At 41.5% G+C, this 20,642-nt stretch carries 19 protein-coding genes and 4 tRNA genes; 18 read left to right on the top strand and 5 right to left on the bottom strand.

The window, feature by feature from the left end:
* The first annotated feature begins 104 nt into the window (after nt 1-104).
* The 6 genes from msrP (at nt 105) to JFU56_RS20060 (ending at nt 6,508) form a co-directional block, all read left to right on the top strand.
* Nucleotides 105-1,127: a protein-methionine-sulfoxide reductase catalytic subunit MsrP gene (gene msrP / locus JFU56_RS20085; protein WP_198439030.1), complete on the top strand. Its 1,023-nt coding sequence runs from the start codon at nt 105-107 to the stop codon at nt 1,125-1,127.
* A 2-nt stretch (nt 1,128-1,129) separates the two neighbouring features.
* Nucleotides 1,130-1,708, top strand: coding sequence for a protein-methionine-sulfoxide reductase heme-binding subunit MsrQ (msrQ, locus tag JFU56_RS20080; RefSeq protein ID WP_198439029.1), 579 nt, complete (start codon nt 1,130-1,132; stop codon nt 1,706-1,708).
* A gap of 170 nt (nt 1,709-1,878) precedes the next feature.
* A complete protein-coding gene (locus JFU56_RS20075) occupies nt 1,879-2,052 on the top strand; it encodes a periplasmic nitrate reductase, NapE protein (RefSeq protein WP_198439028.1) in 174 nt (57 codons plus the stop codon).
* Between the two features lie 39 nt (nt 2,053-2,091).
* Nucleotides 2,092-3,285 (top strand): pentaheme c-type cytochrome TorC, encoded by a 1,194-nt coding sequence (gene torC, locus JFU56_RS20070; RefSeq protein WP_198439027.1) that lies wholly within the window; start codon nt 2,092-2,094, stop codon nt 3,283-3,285.
* A gap of 13 nt (nt 3,286-3,298) precedes the next feature.
* A complete protein-coding gene (gene torA, locus JFU56_RS20065) occupies nt 3,299-5,812 on the top strand; it encodes a trimethylamine-N-oxide reductase TorA (RefSeq protein WP_198439026.1) in 2,514 nt (837 codons plus the stop codon).
* Nucleotides 5,813-5,971: 159 nt separating this feature from the next.
* On the top strand, nt 5,972-6,508 hold the full coding sequence (locus tag JFU56_RS20060; protein ID WP_198439025.1) for a YaeQ family protein: 537 nt from the start codon (nt 5,972-5,974) through the stop codon (nt 6,506-6,508).
* Nucleotides 6,509-6,620: 112 nt separating this feature from the next.
* Here JFU56_RS20060 and JFU56_RS20055 read toward each other — a convergent pair whose 3' ends face one another.
* Together JFU56_RS20055 and JFU56_RS20050 are read right to left on the bottom strand one after the other, a co-directional pair.
* Nucleotides 6,621-7,532 carry a DUF808 domain-containing protein gene (locus JFU56_RS20055; RefSeq protein ID WP_198439024.1) on the bottom strand — a complete coding sequence of 304 codons (912 nt, stop codon included), beginning with the start codon at nt 7,530-7,532 and terminating at the stop codon, nt 6,621-6,623.
* A gap of 112 nt (nt 7,533-7,644) precedes the next feature.
* A complete protein-coding gene (locus JFU56_RS20050) occupies nt 7,645-9,027 on the bottom strand; it encodes a DEAD/DEAH box helicase (RefSeq protein ID WP_198439023.1) in 1,383 nt (460 codons plus the stop codon).
* 277 nt (nt 9,028-9,304) lie between these two features.
* Between JFU56_RS20050 and JFU56_RS20045 the strand changes: the two genes are divergently transcribed.
* Nucleotides 9,305-10,915, top strand: coding sequence for a hybrid sensor histidine kinase/response regulator (locus tag JFU56_RS20045; protein WP_198439022.1), 1,611 nt, complete (start codon nt 9,305-9,307; stop codon nt 10,913-10,915).
* 66 nt (nt 10,916-10,981) lie between these two features.
* On the opposite strand, the gene JFU56_RS20040 is transcribed toward JFU56_RS20045, so the two are convergent.
* On the bottom strand, nt 10,982-11,128 hold the full coding sequence (locus tag JFU56_RS20040; protein ID WP_019442543.1) for a hypothetical protein: 147 nt from the start codon (nt 11,126-11,128) through the stop codon (nt 10,982-10,984).
* A 209-nt stretch (nt 11,129-11,337) separates the two neighbouring features.
* On the opposite strand from JFU56_RS20040, the gene JFU56_RS20035 reads away from it, so the two are divergent.
* The 3 genes from JFU56_RS20035 (at nt 11,338) to glpX (ending at nt 15,108) form a co-directional block, all read left to right on the top strand.
* On the top strand, nt 11,338-11,982 hold the full coding sequence (locus JFU56_RS20035; protein WP_198439021.1) for a lysoplasmalogenase: 645 nt from the start codon (nt 11,338-11,340) through the stop codon (nt 11,980-11,982).
* A gap of 46 nt (nt 11,983-12,028) precedes the next feature.
* The gene (locus JFU56_RS20030; protein ID WP_198439020.1) at nt 12,029-13,942 is read left to right on the top strand and encodes an MOSC N-terminal beta barrel domain-containing protein; all 1,914 of its coding nucleotides are present in this window, start codon (nt 12,029-12,031) and stop codon (nt 13,940-13,942) included.
* A 149-nt stretch (nt 13,943-14,091) separates the two neighbouring features.
* Nucleotides 14,092-15,108: a class II fructose-bisphosphatase gene (gene glpX / locus JFU56_RS20025; RefSeq protein ID WP_198439019.1), complete on the top strand. Its 1,017-nt coding sequence runs from the start codon at nt 14,092-14,094 to the stop codon at nt 15,106-15,108.
* A gap of 103 nt (nt 15,109-15,211) precedes the next feature.
* Here the strand turns inward: glpX and JFU56_RS20020 are convergent, their stop codons facing one another.
* The gene (locus tag JFU56_RS20020) at nt 15,212-16,273 is read right to left on the bottom strand and encodes a 3-deoxy-7-phosphoheptulonate synthase (protein WP_198439018.1); all 1,062 of its coding nucleotides are present in this window, start codon (nt 16,271-16,273) and stop codon (nt 15,212-15,214) included.
* Between the two features lie 66 nt (nt 16,274-16,339).
* A complete protein-coding gene (locus JFU56_RS20015) occupies nt 16,340-16,783 on the bottom strand; it encodes a GNAT family N-acetyltransferase (RefSeq protein ID WP_198439017.1) in 444 nt (147 codons plus the stop codon).
* A 61-nt stretch (nt 16,784-16,844) separates the two neighbouring features.
* Between JFU56_RS20015 and murB the strand changes: the two genes are divergently transcribed.
* The 8 genes from murB to nusG all read left to right on the top strand — a co-directional run bounded on the left by murB (nt 16,845) and on the right by nusG (nt 20,628).
* On the top strand, nt 16,845-17,909 hold the full coding sequence (murB, locus tag JFU56_RS20010) for a UDP-N-acetylmuramate dehydrogenase (RefSeq protein ID WP_198439016.1): 1,065 nt from the start codon (nt 16,845-16,847) through the stop codon (nt 17,907-17,909).
* Entirely contained in the window at nt 17,902-18,870 is a 969-nt protein-coding gene (gene birA, locus JFU56_RS20005) for a bifunctional biotin--[acetyl-CoA-carboxylase] ligase/biotin operon repressor BirA (RefSeq protein ID WP_198439015.1), read from the top strand. The genes murB and birA overlap by 8 nt, the downstream gene beginning before the upstream one ends.
* A 139-nt stretch (nt 18,871-19,009) precedes the next feature.
* Nucleotides 19,010-19,085 (top strand) — tRNA-Thr (locus JFU56_RS20000).
* A gap of 28 nt (nt 19,086-19,113) precedes the next feature.
* Nucleotides 19,114-19,198 (top strand) — tRNA-Tyr (locus JFU56_RS19995).
* Between the two features lie 19 nt (nt 19,199-19,217).
* Nucleotides 19,218-19,292, top strand: a tRNA-Gly gene (locus JFU56_RS19990).
* Between the two features lie 5 nt (nt 19,293-19,297).
* A tRNA-Thr gene (locus tag JFU56_RS19985) sits at nt 19,298-19,373 on the top strand.
* 330 nt (nt 19,374-19,703) lie between these two features.
* Nucleotides 19,704-20,081 (top strand): preprotein translocase subunit SecE, encoded by a 378-nt coding sequence (secE, locus tag JFU56_RS19980; RefSeq protein WP_019442535.1) that lies wholly within the window; start codon nt 19,704-19,706, stop codon nt 20,079-20,081.
* Between the two features lie 4 nt (nt 20,082-20,085).
* On the top strand, nt 20,086-20,628 hold the full coding sequence (gene nusG / locus JFU56_RS19975; protein WP_198439014.1) for a transcription termination/antitermination protein NusG: 543 nt from the start codon (nt 20,086-20,088) through the stop codon (nt 20,626-20,628).
* The last annotated feature ends 14 nt before the right edge of the window (nt 20,629-20,642 follow it).

The following is a 20,642-nucleotide window of genomic DNA, read 5'->3' as shown; positions in this document are numbered from 1 at the left end:
GCATTTAGAGTAAATTGTGCCGGTATTGTGATAATTCTGTGATGAACAAATTGCTTAAATAGACCATGATTACGTCATAGGCAGTTAACCAAGTAGGTAACGGAATGATAATTAAGTCTAAAAATAAATTGCAAGTAAATGAAAATGATGTCGTTGCCGAACCGGTTTATCAGCAACGTCGACAATTCCTCAAACAATTAGGCCTAGCTGGCGTTGGTTTGGCCGCAGCAAGTCCAGCGCAAGCTAGCATCTTTGATATTTTTTCTGGCGATAAGAGTAAAGCCAATAGCCAGGCATTTGCACAATCGCCCCTGACTTTAACCGGCAGTAAAGATTATGCTAATGGTGAGATCTGGACGCCAGAGAAAAAAGTGCTTTCACATAATAATTTTTACGAATTTGGCACAGCTAAAACTGACCCGCAAAAAAATGCCCAGGACTTTAAAGTCGAACCGTGGACGTTAACCATCACTGGCGCTGTTGAAAAAGAAATTACCCTCGGATATGACGATTTATTTAAAGTCGCCGATTTGGAAGAGCGTATTTATCGTATGCGCTGTGTTGAGGCGTGGTCGATGGTGATCCCGTGGACAGGTTTTTCGTTAGCGGAAATTATTAAAAAAGCCAATCCGACTTCAAAAGCCAAATATGTCGCGTTTGAAACCTTATATGATCCGCAACAAATGCCTGGTCAAGCATCGTCATATCTTGGCGGTAGTCTCGATTGGCCATATGTCGAAGGGTTACGCATGGATGAAGCGATGCATCCGCTCACAATGCTGTCTGTTGGTACATTTGGTAAAACCCTTGCGCCGCAAAATGGTGCGCCAATCCGTTTGGTTGTGCCATGGAAATATGGTTTCAAAGGCATTAAATCAATTGTTAAAATCCATCTGTTAGAAAAAGAACCGCCAACGACCTGGAATCGTCTTGCACCTCGAGAATATGGTTTTTATGCCAATGTTAATCCTGCTGTTGATCATCCGCGTTGGAGTCAAGCATCAGAACGTCGTATCGGTAATGGTAGTATTTTCAGCTCTAAGCGTATTAAAACATTACCGTTCAATGGTTATGCTGAAGAAGTGGCGAGCTTATACCAAGGAATGGATCTGAAGAGGTACATCTAATTATGCCTGTGCTAACCTACAAACGAGTGCCTTATCTTAAGGCCTATATTCATGTACTGGCTATGATGCCGCTGGTATATCTTGGGTTGGCAATTGATGCTGATGCATTGGGCGGCGACCCAGTGCAAGCCGTGATCCATTTTTTAGGTAAGGGCGCGTTAAATTTATTAGTATTAACATTAGTTATCTCACCTTTAGCAAAGCGCTATAAAGAAGGTTTGTTGATCTCGACACGTCGTCTTATTGGTTTGTATTGTTTCTTCTATGCAAGTCTGCATTTAATTGCGTTTGCCTGGTTAGACTTAGGGTGGGATATCGTCTTACTACTCCAAGAACTGGTAAAAAGGCCATACATTTGGCTTGGCATGATCGCGTTTGTGATTTTATTTCTGCTCGCGTTAACGTCGCCGATGTACGTGCGTCGTAAAATGCAGCGCAATTGGCAAAAATTACACAATTTTATTTACTTGGCTGCGCTATTAACACCACTACATTATTACCTTTCGGTTAAATCTGGCTGGATTGAACCTATTATATATGCTGCCTTAATGATCTTTCTGCTAAAACAGAGATGGAAATAACGTTATTATCCTCATAAAACGTTATTCCCCCCCCCTTATATTAACTATTACTTTGTAAATACTTTAGTAAATAATATTTTCTTTGATCTGTTGCAATTTATCTTACTTGACCTTACTTTACACTATCCTAAACTCTAATCTAGAGATCATCATTTCTGCAGGAATTTTAGATGAAACAGCAAACAAGTAATATAGAGGCCGAGAAAGTTGAGAAAAAAGGTGAGTGGAAACTATTTGTTTTCCTAACAGTCTTCTTATTCCCAATTATCGCAACTGTTAGTGTATTTGGTTATGGTTTTGTCATTTGGATGAGTCATATCCTTTTTGGCTTACCAACACATTAATCAAATTACTCAACTAATCATTATCTAGGTATTACTATAATGAAAAAATTATTTTCTATGATCGCTCGTTCTTGGAGCGTTTTCAGCAAACCAAGTAAACATATCTCTTTAGGTATTATTACTTGTGGTGCTTTCCTTGCTGGTGTTATTTTTTGGGGTGGTTTCAATACTGCACTAGAAGCAACTAACACGGAAGCATTCTGTATTTCTTGTCATAGTATGAAAGAGAATAACTACCAAGAAATTCAAAGCACGATCCATTGGTCTAATCGAAGTGGTGTGCGTGCTACTTGTCCTGATTGTCATGTTCCACATCGCTGGCAGAATAAAATTGCTGCAAAAGCACGTGCGAGTAAAGACGTATTTGGTTGGTTACTTGGTACCGTCGATACCAAAGAGAAATTTGAGTCGAAACGTTTGCATTTAGCACAAAACGAATGGGCGCGATTTAAAGCCAATGGTTCTTTAGAATGCCGTAACTGCCATGACTATAAGAGCATGGATTTCACCAAGATGTCTGAAAAGGCACAGGTGCAAATGCGTGGCGCTGCAGAGCGAGATCAATCTTGTCTTGATTGCCATAAAGGTATTGCTCACCATTTACCAGAAATGGATACCACTGCTATCAGTGAACTAGGCAAAATGGCGAAAAACCTTGAAGGTCACTCATTTGAAATTGGTAAAGAGTACTACTCTCTTGTACAAACGCCGCTTTATAAAGATGATAAAGAAACTGAGTACCTCGGTGTATTAACGCCTGCGACGAAGTTTAAAGTGATTGCAGAGTCTGGTGATCGCCTAGAAGTTGAATTAGTGACTTGGCATAAAGCCAAAGGTTACGGTCGTGTATTGTACTTTGATTTTGCGAAAAACATTGTTCAAGCAACACTATCAAAAGAAGCTTCGCAAGATGAGTCACTATTCGTTCGTGGTGATAAACGAGAAGATGATTTAACTGGTCTACCTTGGGAACAAGTAACGTTCACGCTATGGGTTGATAAAAAAGGTTATGAAGAAAACCTACAAAATATTTGGGATTATGCGAAAGGCGCTTACCAAACAACATGTAGTGTTTGTCATACCCAACCAGCTGAAGCGCATTTTGATGCAAATACTTGGGTTGGTATGTTTGCCGGCATGCAAGGTTTTGTGAACTTAGATGGTGATACACATGATGTTATCTTGAAGTATCTACAAAACCATTCATCTGATTACAGCAAAGATGCTCACTAATTCAAAGAGAAGTATGACTATGTTTAATAGAGACAAAAAGTCTAATAAAGAAAATGTATCAGTAAGTCGTCGCTCCTTTTTAAAGGGGGTGATGGCGACATCAGCTGTTGCTGTAATTGGTCCTAGTTTATTAGCACCAAAAACTGCAAGTGCGGCGACGATGGCTGAGCGTGCTGAATGGAAACTAACTGGTTCGCACTGGGGTGCGTTCCGTGCAAAAATCCATGGCGGTAAAGTTACTGAAGTTAAAGCCTTTGAATTAGATAAATATCCAACTGATATGCTGCAAGGCATTGAAGGTATTATCTATAGCCCATCTCGCGTTCGCTACCCTATGGTACGTTTAGATTGGTATCTAAACCGTGAGAAGAGTGACACAACACAACGTGGTGATAACCGCTTTATTCGTGTTACTTGGGATCAAGCATTAGACATGTTCTATGAAGAATTAGAGCGTGTTCAAAATACGTATGGCCCATCTGGTCTACATACTGGTGCTAACGGTTGGCGTGCAACAGGTCAATTACACAGCTGTGGTAGCCATATGGCTCGTGCGATCGCAATGCATGGCGCGTCAGTAAAAGATGTGGGTGATTACTCAACGGGTGCTGGTCAAACAATTCTGCCTTACGTACTTGGCTCGACAGAAGTATATGCACCAGGTACATCATGGCCGTTAATCCTAGATAACAGTAAAACAATTATCTTATGGGCAACGGATCCAGTGAAAAACCTACAAGTAGGTTGGAACTGTGAAACACATGATAGCTTTGAATACCTTGAAGCGCTAAAAGACAAAGTTGCAGAGAAGAAAATTCGCGTGATCAGTGTTGATCCTGTGAAGAACAAAACGCAAAACTATTTGGGTAATGAACACAGATACATCAACCCACATACTGATGTACCTTTCATGCTTGCTGTAGCACATACTATGGTAAAAGAAGATCTGCATGATAAGAAATTCATTGATACTTATGCACTTGGCTTCGATGAATTCTTGAAATATGTGCAAGGTGAAACTGAAGATAAAGTTGAGAAAACACCTGAATGGGCGAGTGAAATCTGTGGTGTACCTGCTGATGAAATTCGTGATTTTGCCCGTTTAATTACCAATGGCCGTACGCAATTCTTATTTGGTTGGTCAATTCAACGTCAACAACATGGTGAGCAACCATATTGGATGGGCGCTGTATTAGCGACAATGATAGGTCAAATTGGCCTACCTGGTGGCGGTATTAGTTATGGTCATCACTATAGCTCAATTGGTGTACCTACTTCAGGTGCAGTTGGCGCGGGTGCATTCCCACGTAATCCTGATTCAGGCAAGCCAATCCGCCATACAAGCAAAGATTTTAAAGGCGCAAGCTCAACGATCCCTGTAGCGCGTTTTGTTGATGCACTACAAAATCCAGGTAAAGTGATTGATGCCAATGGCTCAAAAATCACCTTCCCTGATATCAAAATGATGGTATTCACGGGTTGTAATCCTTGGCATCGTCATCAAGATCGTAACAACATGAAAGCAGCATTCCAAAAACTGGAAACTGTGATTGCGATTGATTACAACTGGACTGCAACGTGTCGTTTCTCTGATATCGTGCTACCTGCTTGTACGCAATACGAACGTAACGATTTAGATATTTATGGTTCATACCGCGCGAAAGGTTTATTGGGTATGAAAAAGCTAGTTGACCCACTATTCCAATCTAAAACTGACTTTCAGATCTTTACTGAACTAACGAAACGTTGGGGCAAGAGTAAAGACTATACTCAAGGTAAGAGTGAAGTGCAGTGGTTAGAGCAGCTTTATAACGAATCTAAAACAGCAAATGCCGGTAAATGGGATATGCCTGACTTCCATGAATTCTGGGAAGAAGGTTACTTCCACTTCGGTGACGGTGAAAACTGGACGCGCCATGCTGACTTCCGTGAAGATCCTGAAGTTAACGCACTGGGCACACCTTCTGGCTTTATTGAAATCTATAGCCGTAAGATTGCGCGTTTTGGTTATGAGCACTGTAAAGGTCACCCAATGTGGTTCGAGAAAACAGAACGTTCACACGGTGGTCCAAAATCAGATGAATTCCCAGTATGGATGCAATCTTGTCACCCGAATAAACGCCTGCATTCACAAATGTGTGAATCAGAGTCGCTCCGTGCAACCTATTCAGTGCAAGGTCGTGAGCCTGTTTACATGAACTCTGCAGATGCGAAAAAACGTGGTATTAAAGATGGCGACATCGTCCGTGTATTCAATGACCGTGGTCAGTTGTTAGCGGGTGCTGTAGTTGATGATAACTACCCTGTGAATGTTATTCGTATCGAAGAGGGTGCTTGGTATGGTCCTGAAGACGAAAGCATCGGTTCACTTTGTACTTATGGCGATCCAAACAACCTAACAATCGATATCGGTTCTTCGGAACTTGCGCAAGCAACGTCTGCGAATACATGTCAGGTTGAATTTGAGAAGTTCAAAGGCAAAGCACCCGCTGTTAACTCATTTGGTGGTCCAAAAGAAGTTGTTTAATGATGTAACGATACATTAATTAACACTTGTTGATTAAGCTTAGTAAGCCGCATGTTGTGAAAGCAATATGCGATTATTAGGCTTTTTTTTTACCTTAAGCTTTCTTGCCTTAAAGACTGGTGTATCATGCCTGTCATATCCCCTTTACTAGTGAATCCCATGGCTTTAACGGCAACGATTTTAAAAGCAAAAGTATCTATTGTTGATCTCGACAATCATGTCTATCTTAATGATATCCCACTAACCCTTGCGCAACATCCTTCAGAGAACGATAACCGTCTAATGCTACGCTTATTAGCCTGGATGCTAAACGTGGATGCAGAGGCACGCTTGAGCTTTACTAAAGGTCTAGGTGAAGATGAAGAACCGGATATTTGGTTTAAATCGGATATCGGCGTGATCGAGCAATGGATTGATTTAGGCCAACCATCGGATAAACGTTTGAAGAAAGCCTGTAATCAAGCACAGAAAGCGACAATCTATACGTATGGCGGCCGCAGCGCAGGATTGTGGTTTAAGAAGATTAAATACAGTGCTGATAATTTATCAATTCAATATATTAATGATGAAACTGCCGAGCAAATGGAAAAGCTATATAGCCGTAATATGGAGCTACAATTGATGATCCAGGATGGCGATATTCAAGTGTTATCTGGCGAAACAAGTATTAGCATTAAACCTGAAGTTTGGTGTTAGGTAGTCGATTAGATAAAACCAATGAGTAACGACGCCGTACAATGAAGCTGTGTTATTCAGTAGTTGTTAAGGTCATTATTACCTTAACAACTACCATTAAAAATGTTCCTAATCAGATTCTTAATTTTTGTACACCACTGACAACCAACAGCACAATAAAACCAGCCAACAATCCGACTAAGCCATCGACCGCAATCGGTGCAACAGTACTGACTATCACGTTTTGTGATAATGCTTCTGGTAGCATCGTTAGTAGCGAATGAACCACATCATGAGAGCCCGGAATACTGTGCAACACGATACTGCCACCGACTAAGAACATCGCAACCGTGCCGATTACGGCTAATGAGCGCATTAACTTGGGTGCAAAAGTAAGTAAGCCATTACCTAAATAGTGTTTCAGCGTTTTTACTCGGCTGTTATTAACGAGATATAAACCCACATCATCCATTTTGACGATACCCGCGACCAAGCCATAAACACCAATAGTCATGAGCAGAGCGATCAAACTGACCACGGTTAACTGGGTGGCTAATGATTCAATTTGTACTGTGCCCAGCGCGATCACAATAATCTCGGCGGATAAGATGAAATCGGTACGAATAGCGCCTTTGACTTTTTGATTTTCGAATTCTTCAACGGATAATCCGGCTAAGGAATCATCGTCAGTATTATTTTCATGCTCGGTTGCTGACTTAGCATGATGCAGTTTCTCGGCACCTTCAAAGCATAAAAATAAGCCACCGATAAGTAAAAGTGGGGTAATTAACCAAGGGGCAATCGCGCTAATGAGGAGCGCGGCGGGTACTAAAATCGCTTTGTTCTTGAAAGATCCTTTCGCGACTTTCCAAACCACGGGTAATTCCCGTTCGGCACTGACGCCAGATACTTGTTGGGCATTGAGCGCCAGATCATCACCTAACACGCCAGCCGTCTTCTTTGCAGCGACTTTTGTCATCAGTGCGACATCATCCAATACTGATGCGATATCATCGAGTAGGGCGATTAAACTTAATCCTGCCATGGTTGCTCTCCCGTGAGCTTAACTGTGTTATACGTTTCTTTATAAAACAGTATAAACAAAAAGAATCAACCAGTATAAATAAAAAAACCTGCTCGGGAGCAGGTTTTTAGGATTAATCTTCTTCGCGACCATCGTCGATGATTTCAGCTCTTGGCTTTCTCTTCATCGGTGCGAAACCGCTATCTACGGCACTTGCCATTGAATCGCGCATTGATTGTTTCTTGTCTTGTTTCGGCGCAGTATTCTGCTTGTGCGTCGGTGCATTCTTATCACCTTTACGCGTCAGCTTCGTTGGGCGACCTTTATTACTTGCAGGTAAACGTTTCTTCGCTGGCTTTGGTTTAAGACCTTTAAATTTAGCTTCAAAACCTTCTAGCATAGTGCAAGGCAGTTTTACTTTTAAGTAGCTTTCGATCTTACCAAATGAAGTCCAATCTTTCGGGCTTACGAGTGAGATAGCAATACCGCTTGCGCCAGCACGACCAGTTCGACCAGTTCGGTGAATAAAGTCTTCTGGGTTAATTGGTAAATCAAAGTTGATCACATGGCTTAACGTACGAATATCAAGACCACGTGCAGCAACATCTGTTGCAACCAATACTTCAACACGGCCACGACGGAAATCTTCTAGCGTACGTTTACGTTGATTTTGTAACATGTCACCGTTAATAGATGTGGCATCAATACCGTTATCTACTAATAGTTTTGCTAGACGTTCTGTATCTGACTTCGTCGCAGTAAAGACTAACAGTTGGCGATAATCTTCAGTTTTTGCAAGATGAACTAATTGTTCTTCTTTGTGTGTTAGGTTGTCAGAAAAATGCAGACGCTGTTCAATTTTTTCATGTTGATCGTTTGAGCGATTAATCTCAATACGTTCTGGCGCACGTAATACTTGGTTACAAATATTGGCAACATCAACGTGTTCTAGTGTTGCAGAGAACAACATTGTTTGACGTTTTACGTTTGGCGCACTGTTTGAAATTGCAGATACGTCATCACGGAAACCCATGTCTAACATACGGTCAGCTTCATCTAACACAAGGAATTCTAAGTGCTCAAGTGAAATTGATTTTTCACGAATATGATCAAGTAGACGACCCGGTGTTGCAATTAATACTTCAGGGTTTTTACGCAGCAGTTTTTCTTGATGCTGGAATGACTCACGACCAATAATTAATTGGATTTGATAATCTAAGCTCATGCCCAGGTGTTTCATGTTGGCATGTACTTGGATTGCAAGTTCACGTGTTGGCGCTAAGATCACGGCACGTACTGCGCGGTGTTCGAAACGACGTTGCTTTAACATACGCTGTAATATTGGCAGACCGTAAGCGATAGTTTTACCACTACCCGTTTGCGATGTAGCCATGATGTCACAGCCACCTAAAATAAGTGGGATAGCTGCTTCCTGCACCTCTGTTGCTTGTTCAAATCCTAAATGTTTGATTGAACTGATTAAACGTGGATCGATACCGAAATCTTGAAAGCGCAAAGAAGCTACCTCTTAAATAGAATTGAATAAATATAATTGCTAGAAAGCATTTCTGGGGCAGGAACTATATAGGAGCATAGCCAAAATTCCAACCACATTTTTCTAGTCGATGTTTACTATTGTACAGCATAAATAGAACTGACTAGCAGAAATAAACCATTATCCTCTTTAAAAGCCGTTGTTCATTGAATTAAAGCGAAAATATATTAGATAGTTAGGCAATTTTTTTAATGTTAACTAAATTTATTACATAGCAAGTAATAAGGATATATGGGTTATGCGAGCAATCAAGGTCGATTTAAATAAGGTAGTGTTACAGTATTCCTTATATAACAAAATACGCACATTATTATTATTTATGTTAGTGATAATGGTGACGGGGATGTTTATCGCTGTAGAGGTAACAAGCCAACAAGTTAACCCAGCACAAGTTGCCGCATTAACGTCACTAAAGCTTAATTTATTATGGATCACCCTCCCATTATTGCTCATGTGCTTGTTCATCTCGAAACTGGTCATGAATAGACTGGTCAAAAAGCCATTGGCAATGCTGCAAGCTGGATGTCAGCAAGCCATTGATGAGAAAGAAAATCATACAACCTCTTTGTGCTCTCCTTATGTAGAGCTCGATGGATTAATTAATTTACTGAACAAAGAGCTTGAGAAATCAGCACTCGCGCAGGTAAATAAACCGTTTTCAGGGCAAACTAAGCAGCAGTTTGTCGATAGTTTAAGTAATGATATTAGAACGCCTTTAAGCAGTATTTTGGGTACAGCGGAGTTGCTATGTGAAATGCCACAAAATACGAAATCAGTAGAATATTTAAAATTAATGAAGCAATCAGCAAGTCACATGTTGATGCTGTTGAACAATGTTGCTGATTATTCAAAAATAGAATCTGGTAATTTAGAGTTAAGCGAGGAATGCTTTGACTTGTTAGAAATTCTTGATCAGGTATATACATCTCTGCGTCCCTTGGCGCATCATAATTTACGCGTCCGTTTTAGTCTGGATTATCCTGAAGATTTACATCGATTTTATATTGGAGATCCGACTCGACTACAACAGGTTCTGGTCAATTTAGTTGTGAATGCATTGAAATTTACTGACCGTGGTTTTGTTGAATTGCAAGTGCGTGGTATCAATGGTGATAACCCTGAACTGACAGACCTTGTCTTTACTGTTAATGATACCGGTATTGGTATACCGGTGACCAAATTATCACGCCTATTTGATGCCGATGATTTATCACATCCCCATAAAACCAGTGAGGTACCTAGCGGAGGATTAAGTTTGGTCATTTGTTCGCGATTGATTAATTTAATGCAGGGGACACTACAGGTTGATAGTACGTTAGGCGAAGGCGCCAAATTCACGATCAATCTGAGCCTGCCGCGTGTTTACCCTTTACGGGCTCAGCATATTGTTGGGCGCAGTGATCTGGTATTAGCTAAATTAATCGGCCTTAAGGTTTTGCTGGTCGAAAATCATAAAATTAATCGTGTTGTGTTACAGCAGACTCTAAATCAATTGCATATGCAGGTTGTGACCGCCAATTCGGGAATCGAGAGTTTAGAGCTGGTTCAAACACATCAATTTGATCTTATTTATATGCAAGTGCACGGTGAAGATGCTTTGGCAACAATCAAATTGATCCGGTCTGGCGATTCAAGTAATAAGAAAACACCCATCATAGCGCTAACCGAGGAGCCGTTTGAATTTAACCTTGGCAAATACGAACAAGCAGCAATAGAGGGCTGTATTAGCAAGCCGATCTCTAAGCAGGCTTTGACTGATGAAAGCGTGAGGGTATTAGGCTTTGGTGCATCACAAGCGAATGTCGTGCAGCCAATTAACAAAAAATATAATGTGGCGAGCGAAGAGTAACGGTTAGGCTTTAGTTACTGTTAGCAAATAATGATCACTATCGGTAAATAATAAAGTGGCGCTAGGTTAGGCTACCATCATGCTTTTTAGCGCAAGTTGATCAGTAATATCTAGGTTCAGTTCCTCACACGCTTCTTCAAATGTTTTACCTAAGTGGCAAATATACATTTCAATAGCGATAAGGTGATTTTGTAATGCTTGTTGCTGTTCCATGATAATAATCTCCATCAGTGTTTATTAGCCGCTTTATGAGTGAATAAACTAGTCTAATTCGCTAATTTCTGTCTACCATTTCATTAATATTACAGGTTGTTATGTATATAATTGTTAACTTGCGCACAGTTATAGCGTTTTAATACTTGTATATAGCGATGAAAATGACTCAGTATTGAGCATTTATTCAATACGATGGAAGAGTCAAAATGGACGTTACAACGACGCTAATAACAAGTACGCTGGGTATCTTTGTGTGTGCTTTACTGCATTTATATGGCGCTTATAAAGAGCAAAAGTGGTTGTTCTATGTATTCAAGCCTGTCACTACACTCGCTATTGTGGCGTTATGTTGGCATCTATCCCCAGCGCTCAGTGATTATGTTTGGTTTATCTTACTGGGGCTGTTGTTGTCGACCTTAGGTGACATCTTCCTGATGCTCCCCAAAGATCGATTTATCCCCGGCTTATTAAGTTTTTTAGTCGCCCATGTAGCTTACATCGTTGCTTTTTCTATGCAGTTTGAGATGACTTATACCTGGACGTTGATCGCGCCTTTAATGATTATCGCAATATTGTATTTAACCATATTGTGGTCCTCTCTCGCGGAAATGAAAGCACCAGTCTTGGTGTATATGAGTATTATTGTGGTGATGGCCTGGGTCAGTGGTGAGCGTTACTTTAATCTAGAGAGTTCAGCCAGCCTGTATGCCTTTATTGGTGCCATTGTGTTTTTGTTTTCAGATGCGACACTGGCATTCGATCGATTTAAAAAACAGTTCCATAGTGCTTATGGCGTTATTATTGTAAGCTATTATCTTGCTCAGTATTTTATTGCACTTTCAGTTGCATGAGCGGCATCTGAAAGTGCAAGCGTCGTTACAGTAAGGGAATTAATTCGTGACTAAAATAAATCTATCTGGATTGACTATTTATCCATTAAAGTCTGCAAAAGCAATTAACTTAACCCAATCACATGTGAGTGAAATGGGCTTGGAGCATGACCGTCGCTTTATGATTAGTGACATGCAAGGACAATTTATTACCGGTCGAACACAACCTAAAATATCGACCATCAAGATTGAAGTGTCCTCTCAAGGTATCATGCTTTCTGCGCCGAAAATGCCGCCGGTAGCCCTCACATTTAAAGAACTCCAGCAAGATTATACTGATGTAACGGTTTGGGACTCATGCATTAAAGGTCAGCGCTGTAGTGAGGAAATGAACCTGTGGTTAACTAAATTCCTCGGCGTGGCATGTCAGTTACTTTATTTCGGTGAGGAGTCGTCACGCAAAGTCGCTAATTTTGATAAACAAGTTGGCTTTGCTGATGGTTTCCCGCTGTTATTAATCTCGCAAGCGTCACTTGATGAATTGAATCGTAGTACCGCCAGACCGATTGATATGCGCCAATTTAGAACCAATTTAGTCGTGACAGGTTGCGAACCTTTTGCTGAAGATACTTGGAAACGGATAAAAATAGGTGATGCTGAATTTGAATTAGTTAAAGCTTGTGAACGCTGTATTTTTACGACACTGCCCCCAGGCGAAATCAATTTTGCGGATGATAAAGAACCGTTACAAACATTAAATTTATTCCGCAAAGATAGCGAGGGCCGGATTGATTTTGGTCAAAATTTAATTAGTCATAATGATGCGGAGATTAAGCTTGGCGATAGCGTCGAAGTTTTGGAGTATCATGAACCTAAGTTTTATGCTGATAATCGTCCTAAACAGCAACCCATGGCATCAGCAGCCAAGCCGGTAGTCAAACATCCTGCCCAGCAGCAAGCTAAAACCTTATGGGGCAAAGGCGAAACAAGGCAATTGTGTTGTGTCGCGGTTATTGATGAAACACCTGATACTAAAACATTTCGTTTTCGCGTTGAACCTGCGGCATTATTGAATTACAAACCGGGCCAGTTTATTACGCTCAATCTAAAAATTGGTCAAGATCTGGTGATGCGCAACTATACTTTGTCATCTTCGCCAAGCCGACCTGATTTGTTAGCGATTACCGTCAAGCGGGTAACAGAAGGTAAAGCATCAAATTGGTTGAATGATAATTTAACGGTTGGCGGCCGCTTAGGCGCGTCATCACCGCGCGGGCCTTTTCATGCCTTTACCGCGACAACGCAAAAATTGCTATTACTGTCAGCGGGCAGTGGTATCACTCCTATGTTGTCGATGGCGCGTTATTATGCCGATACTGAGTGTGATAAAGACATTGTCTTCTTTTACAGTGCCAAAACAGCAGTAGACTTGATCGCCCTTGATGAATTGCAGTTACTCACTCGCCAACATACAAATATGCGCTTGGTACTCACTTTGACTGCTGAAACGAGCCAAAGTGCTTGGACTGGGTTGAGAGGGCGTATTGATCAGCAAATGCTCGCTGATGTGGTACGTGATATTAGTGATCGCTCTGTGTATGTTTGTGGCCCTGAAGCATTTATGGCCACGATGACGTCGGCATTAACGGCGCTTGATGTACCTGCTGAACAGCAATTTACTGAAAGTTTTGGCGATCATAAACATTCAGAGACGCCGGGCAAACCGGTGAATATCTTATTGGATAGCTGGGATACTAGTTTTATTGGCGATAACAAAACGACATTATTAGAACAAGCAGAAAAAAATGGCGTCAATATCCCTTATAATTGTCGTGCGGGTTACTGTGGCGTTTGTCGTGTGACGTTAGAATCGGGTGAAGTGCGGGTACTTGCTGATCATGCTCTCACTGATGATGGTAAAAAGGCTAAAAAGATACTGGCGTGTAGCTGCATCCCACAAACAGATGTTGTTATTAGTTAGGTCATCATACTGATGTATTGGAGCGATGACTTTGAATATGATTTTTAAACATGATCTTAAATATTAGATGTTTAAATATAACGACTCTCAAATTGTAATTAAATAAGTAGTGCTTTAAAATTTACCTACTTATGTATAGGAGTTAACAAATGAAACGTACACTTGCCATTGAATTCGCCCGCGTCGTTGAAGCCGCTGCACTTGCTGGTTATAAATGGCTAGGCCGTGGTGATAAGAATATTGCTGATGGTGCTGCTGTTGAAGCCATGCGAGTGATGCTAAATAAGATAGATATTGACGGTGAAATAGTTATTGGTGAAGGCGAAATTGATGAAGCGCCAATGCTTTACATCGGTGAGAAAGTCGGCACGAAAATAATTGGCGCTGATGCTGTTGATATTGCTGTCGATCCGATTGAAGGTACGCGCATGACTGCGATGGGCCAATCGAATGCTGTTGCTGTACTTGCTGTCGGTGAGAAAGGTGCATTTCTAAAAGCGCCTGACATGTATATGGAAAAATTGGTTGTAGGTCCAGATGCTAAAAACGCTATCGACTTAAACTTATCGCTTGAAGACAATGTTCGTAATGTCGCAAAAGCATTAAATAAAGATATTAGCGAACTAACGGTCGTGACATTAGCTAAGCCGCGCCATGACGATAAAATCAAAGTGCTGCATGCAATGGGTGTGCGTGTATTCGCATTACCTGATGGTGATGTTGCAGCGTCGATTTTATGCTGCATGCCTGAGAGTGAAGTTGATATGATGTATTGTGTTGGCGGCGCGCCAGAAGGCGTTATATCTGCTGCGGCAATACGCGCGATGGACGGTAATATGCAAGCGCGACTATTAGCGCGCCACGATGTGAAAGGTGATACGCCTGAAAACCGCGCTGCTGGTGAGATTGAAATCGCACGATGTGAAGCGCTTGGCTTAGTGGTAGGCGAAATTTTACCGTTAGATAGATTAGCTAAAAACGATAATGTTATTTTTGCTGCTACGGGTATTACCAAAGGTGACTTGGTTGAAGGTGTACAACGTAAAGGCAACCAAGTGACCACTGAAACCTTAGTTATCCGTGGTAAGTCGGGCACTATTCGTCGTATTCAGTCTACGCATATGCTTAATCGTTTCGATGCTGATCTGCAAAGCATCATCTGTTAAGCTATTCGATATACAGTAGCTAAGTAAATTGAAGATAATAAAAAGCCGCGCTAATTCAAGTAATGAAGTAACGCGGCTTTTTGGTATTCACTATTCGATAACGTTATTTTGTTATTTCGATACGATCACGTGCTGCTTGAGCAAGGTCAGCTAATAACTGCTCAGTATCTTGCCAGTGGATACAAGCATCAGTAATACTTTTACCGTAAACGAGAGGCTCGCCTGCTACGACAGCTTGATTACCTTCTTCGATAAAGCTTTCAGCCATAATACCTGAAATTTGCATGCTGCCAGTACGCATTTGCGTCATCACATCTTCAGCAACAAGTAGCTGATTAGTATGAAGCTTTTGGCTGTTGCCATGACTGAAATCTACCACAACTGAAGGTGCTAAGCCCGCATCCGTTAAGGCGTTAGTTGCAGTATCAATGTGCGAACGCTCATAGTTAGGCGTTTTACCACCACGTAAAATAACGTGACCAAATGGATTACCGTGTGTTTGGTATACCGTCATTAGGCCATCTTTATCTGGTGAGTAAAAGATATGTGGTACTTGAGCTGCGCGTACTGCATCAATGGCAATTTTCGTATTACCGTCAGTACCATTTTTGAAACCAACAGGGCAAGATAGAGCAGATGCCATTTCACGATGTACTTGGCTTTCTGTCGTACGAGCACCGATTGCGCCCCAGCTGATTAAATCGGCGATGTATTGGCCGTTAACCATGTCTAAGAATTCGGTAGCGATTGGTAAACCGATTTCAGTAATATCTACTAATAGTTTACGTGCTAAGCGTAGACCTTTGTTTGCTTGATATTTACCGTTTAAATCCGGATCGCTGATCAAGCCTTTCCAGCCCACAATGGTACGTGGCTTTTCAAAGTACACGCGCATTGCAATCACTAAGCTATCTTTATATTGCTCTTGCAATGGTTTTAGACGACGGGCGTAATCTAAAGCGGCGTTAGTATCATGAATTGAGCAAGGACCAATGATAACCAGCAGGCGTTTATCTTTACCTTCAATAATCGCTTCTATCTCTCGGCGTTTATTAATAAGTTGCTGTGCGGCGTTATCAGATAATGGAAACTCTTTAATCAGTTGACTTGGAGTGATCACCTGATCGATATAGGTAGTTCTAAGTTCGTCTGTTTTAATTGTCATGATGTCTATTAGTCTAATTATGGGCTGTGATCAGCTTAACGTAATTTCATATTATTATAAAGATAATCAGATGTCAGCTTGATTAGAATCATTAAAGCCTAATAGCAGCAGGGCTTTTCCTTGCTGCTGATAGGCCAAAAAGCGCTGCTGAATGTCGTTTGGTGCCTGCGTTGTTGGCACAAAACCGTGCTGATGATAGAAATCGGCAAGGTGGGGTAAAGCAAAGGTAAAGGTTTTACCGGTGATGAAGTGAGTACGCATCTCGCGTAATAACTGATGACCGAGTTGCTGGCCACGATAATCGGGAGACACTAACATGCCCGTGAGTAGCGTTAACTCTCCGATAGGACGTAAACGTGCGCAAGCGACAATGGTATTCTTATCTTTGCTATTGTTGTCTTTTAAAACGGCGATATGCTCGGCTTTGTTGGGGCGAGAATAAGGCAGATATTGCTTATAAAAAGGTTTAACTAACGGATTCTCTATTTTCTTTAACCACTGAAACTGCATCTCGTTGCCTTTTATTATTCGGTTTTGCATACAGATACGGTATTATCACGGTACTATCTGCATGGGATCATGCGTTACGAGTGCTAATTATTTCATGCAAATACTAAAAAATCATAATTTAAAACCTTACACCAGTTTTGGTGTTGATGCTTACGCGGCGCAATTTGTCACCGTCACGACCTTAGCTGAGCTTAAATTAGCATTAGCTATCCCAGCTCCTCAGCGATTAATTCTTGGTGGCGGTAGTAATTTATTATTTTGTGATGACTTTAATGGACTGGTTATTCGTATTTGTTTAACGGGTATCACAGTGAATGAATCAATTGATGACGTGGTGAGCTTACATGTTGCTGCAGGTGAAAACTGGCATGAATTTGTTCAGTGGACCTTGGCGCAAGGCTATGCAGGGTTAGAGAATTTAGCCCTGATACCCGGTGTTGTCGGCGCAGCCCCAGTACAAAATATTGGTGCCTATGGCGTTGAATTGAAAAATTTCTGCGATTATGTCGATGTACTTGATATTGAAAGCTTAACGGTGCGCCGTTATACATCGGCAGAATGCCAATTTGATTACCGTGATAGTATTTTCAAAGGTGAGCTTAAAGATAAAGCAGTGATCACCGCTGTGGGTATTAGATTACCGAAACCTTGGGTAGCTAAAATTAATTATGGTCCGCTAGCCAATTTAGGCTCGGATGCATCGGCATTAACAATCTTTAAGCAGGTTTGTTTGACTCGCCAACAAAAACTCCCTGATCCGAATAAGCTTGGTAATGCGGGTAGTTTTTTTAAAAACCCGATCATCAATAAAGCGCAATTTGATGTGATTTTCGAGAACAACCCAACCATGCCGCATTATTCTGCGGGTGATAAGATTAAATTGGCGGCTGGCTGGTTGATTGATCAATGTGATCTCAAAGGTTATCAGCGAGGTGGGGCGCAAGTGCATACCGAGCAGGCCTTAGTCATCGTCAATACTGGCACGGCAACAGCACATGATATTGTGATGCTTGCGCAACATATCCAAGCGACGGTGGCGGCGCGTTTTGCGGTTGAGTTACAGCATGAAGTGCGCTTCATTGGACGTGACGGTGAAACTAACTTGGCGGAGGTGTGTAATGGTTAATATGACAGCGTCACGACAACAGTTAATACGTTTACTTGCTGATGGTGAGTTTCATTCTGGTGAAGCCTTAGGTGAAACCCTAGGTGTCAGCCGCATGGCCGTGAGTAAACAGGTTAAGGTATTAGAAACAATCGGCTTAGATATATTCAAGATCACCGGTAAGGGCTATAAGCTTTCATCACCTTTACAATTGATTGATGCTCAGCAGATTGCCGAGGGGAGTGGCGTCACGGTTGAGTGTCACCAAGTGCTCGGTTCGACTAATCAACATCTATTGGATAAAGCAGCGTTATTGCATAAAGGTCACAGTTGTTTTGCGGAATATCAAACTGCTGGCCGTGGTCGTCGTGGTAAGAAATGGGTATCGCCTTATGGCTCCCATCTTTATACCAGTACTTACTGGAGCCTTGATGCCGGTATTCAAGCCGCATCTGGCTTAAGTTTGGTGATCGGTATTGCCGTTGAGCGTACGCTGACTGATTTAGGCATTGCTAATACTCAGTTGAAATGGCCGAATGATGTCTATGTTGATGGTAAGAAAATTGCCGGTGTGCTGGTTGAAATTATTGCCACCGCGGGTGGGGAGTGCCATTTAGTTATCGGCTTAGGCTTGAATGTAAATATGCCGTTGCAAGCAGGGCTGGAAATTGATCAAGCTTGGACTGATATCAGCCAACAGTTACAACTGCCACTCGATAGGAATGAGCTTGCAACCCGCTATTTATCGCATTTAGTGACGGTATTAACTGATTTTGAGCAGTTTGGCTTTTCGCATTTCGTCGAAGAATGGAACCGTTGTGATGCATTTAAAGATTGTCCGGTGGTTTTAACCTTAGGTGAGAAACAAAAACACGGTATTGCCAAAGGCATTGATCATACTGGTGCGTTATTATTGGAAATTGACGGGGTTATCAGCCCTTATGTTGGTGGCGAAGTATCATTGCGACGTGCTGAAACTTAATTGGAAGTGGATGTTACGCTAGGTTTTGACTCTAAATGGCTAAATATTCGCCAGTAGAATAAAAAAAAACTGCTTTTTAGCGATTAAGGTTGCAAGAGGTTGGGGGTTACTCTAATATCCCTCCTCGTTAAGTGACGCCGCCGACTTAGCTCAGTAGGTAGAGCAACTGACTTGTAATCAGTAGGTCGCCAGTTCGACTCCGGCAGTCGGCACCATTTAACTCGTTACTGAAGTACAATATGTGGAGGGGTTCCCGAGTGGCCAAAGGGATCAGACTGTAAATCTGACGGCTCAGCCTTCGAAGGTTCGAATCCTTCTCCCTCCACCACTTTGTATTCAGGACGCATGCGGGCGTCGTATAATGGCTATTACTCCAGCCTTCCAAGCTGATAATGCGGGTTCGATTCCCGCCGCCCGCTCCAAATTCGCTGATATGGCTCAGTCGGTAGAGCGCATCCTTGGTAAGGATGAGGTCCCCAGTTCGATTCTGGGTATCAGCACCATTTTTCAGGTCAATTGTTTCTTCTCTTATATTCTTCATATCAAATAACTACACCTTTAAAATAACCACGCTTTTAAAAATCAAAAAATAAATTTAATCATAATCTATTTAAGCTATTTGTAATTCAAATATTATTCATAATTATTTACGAATAACTTGCATGAAAAACGAAAGCCCCTATAATTAGGAGCTCCGTTTGTAGGGGTAGTTCCAATTGGTAGAAAAGGCGTTCTTCAAACTGATGTTTGTGAGTTCGATTATCTCCTCCTCCTGCCACTGTCATCACCGTGTAACAGCGGATTTTTTTGTCTTTAAGGTACAGGTTAGTAGTATGACTTCAAATACTGAAAACCAAGGAAAAGCACTAGAAACTGTAAAATGGGTACTAGTTGCTATAATTCTAATTGGCACAGTTATTGGTAACAATATTTTTAGTGAAGAATCAGTGTTAATCCGCGCAGTTGCTGTAATTATTGCCGCTGTTATTGCTGGTGGCATTGCATTGCAGACAAGTAAAGGGCGCAATGCGCTTGAATTTGCATCTGAATCAAGAACAGAAGTACGTAAAGTAGTTTGGCCTACACGCCAAGAGGCAATCCAAACTACACTTATCGTATTAGTTGTTACCGCTATTATGGCGTTAGTGCTATGGGGTCTAGATGGTATTCTAGTTCGTGTAGTTGCATTTATCACAGATGTAAAGGTATAAGTTCATGTCTGAACAGAAAATGAGATGGTACGTAGTTCAAGCCTTTTCCGGTTTTGAAGGTCGTGTTCAAAAAACATTATCAGAACACATTAAAATTCACAACATGGAAGAATACTTCGGTGAAGTACTTGTTCCAACGGAAGAAGTTGTTGAAATGCGCGCTGGTCAACGCCGCAAGAGTGAACGTAAGTTCTTCCCAGGCTACGTTTTAGTTCAAATGGTAATGAACGATGAATCATGGCATTTGGTAAGCAGTTTACCACGTGTACTTGGCTTCATTGGCGGCACTAAAGAACGTCCAGCTCCTATTACTTCTAAAGAAGCTGATCGTATTCTTAACCGTCTTCAAGATGCAATTGACAAGCCGCGTCCTAAGACGTTATTTGAAGTGGGTGAAGTGGTTCGTGTATCTGACGGTCCATTTGCTGACTTTAACGGTGTTGTTGAAGAAGTTGACTATGAAAAGAGTCGCTTAAAAGTTTCTGTATTGATCTTCGGTCGTTCTACTCCGGTTGAATTAGATTTCGGTCAAGTAGAAAAAGGCTAATTCCATTAACCAGT

The organism is Moritella sp. F3, assembly GCF_015082335.1.
Taxonomy (GTDB): Bacteria; Pseudomonadota; Gammaproteobacteria; order Enterobacterales; family Moritellaceae; genus Moritella.
This window is presented reverse-complemented; position numbering and strand designations above follow the sequence as displayed.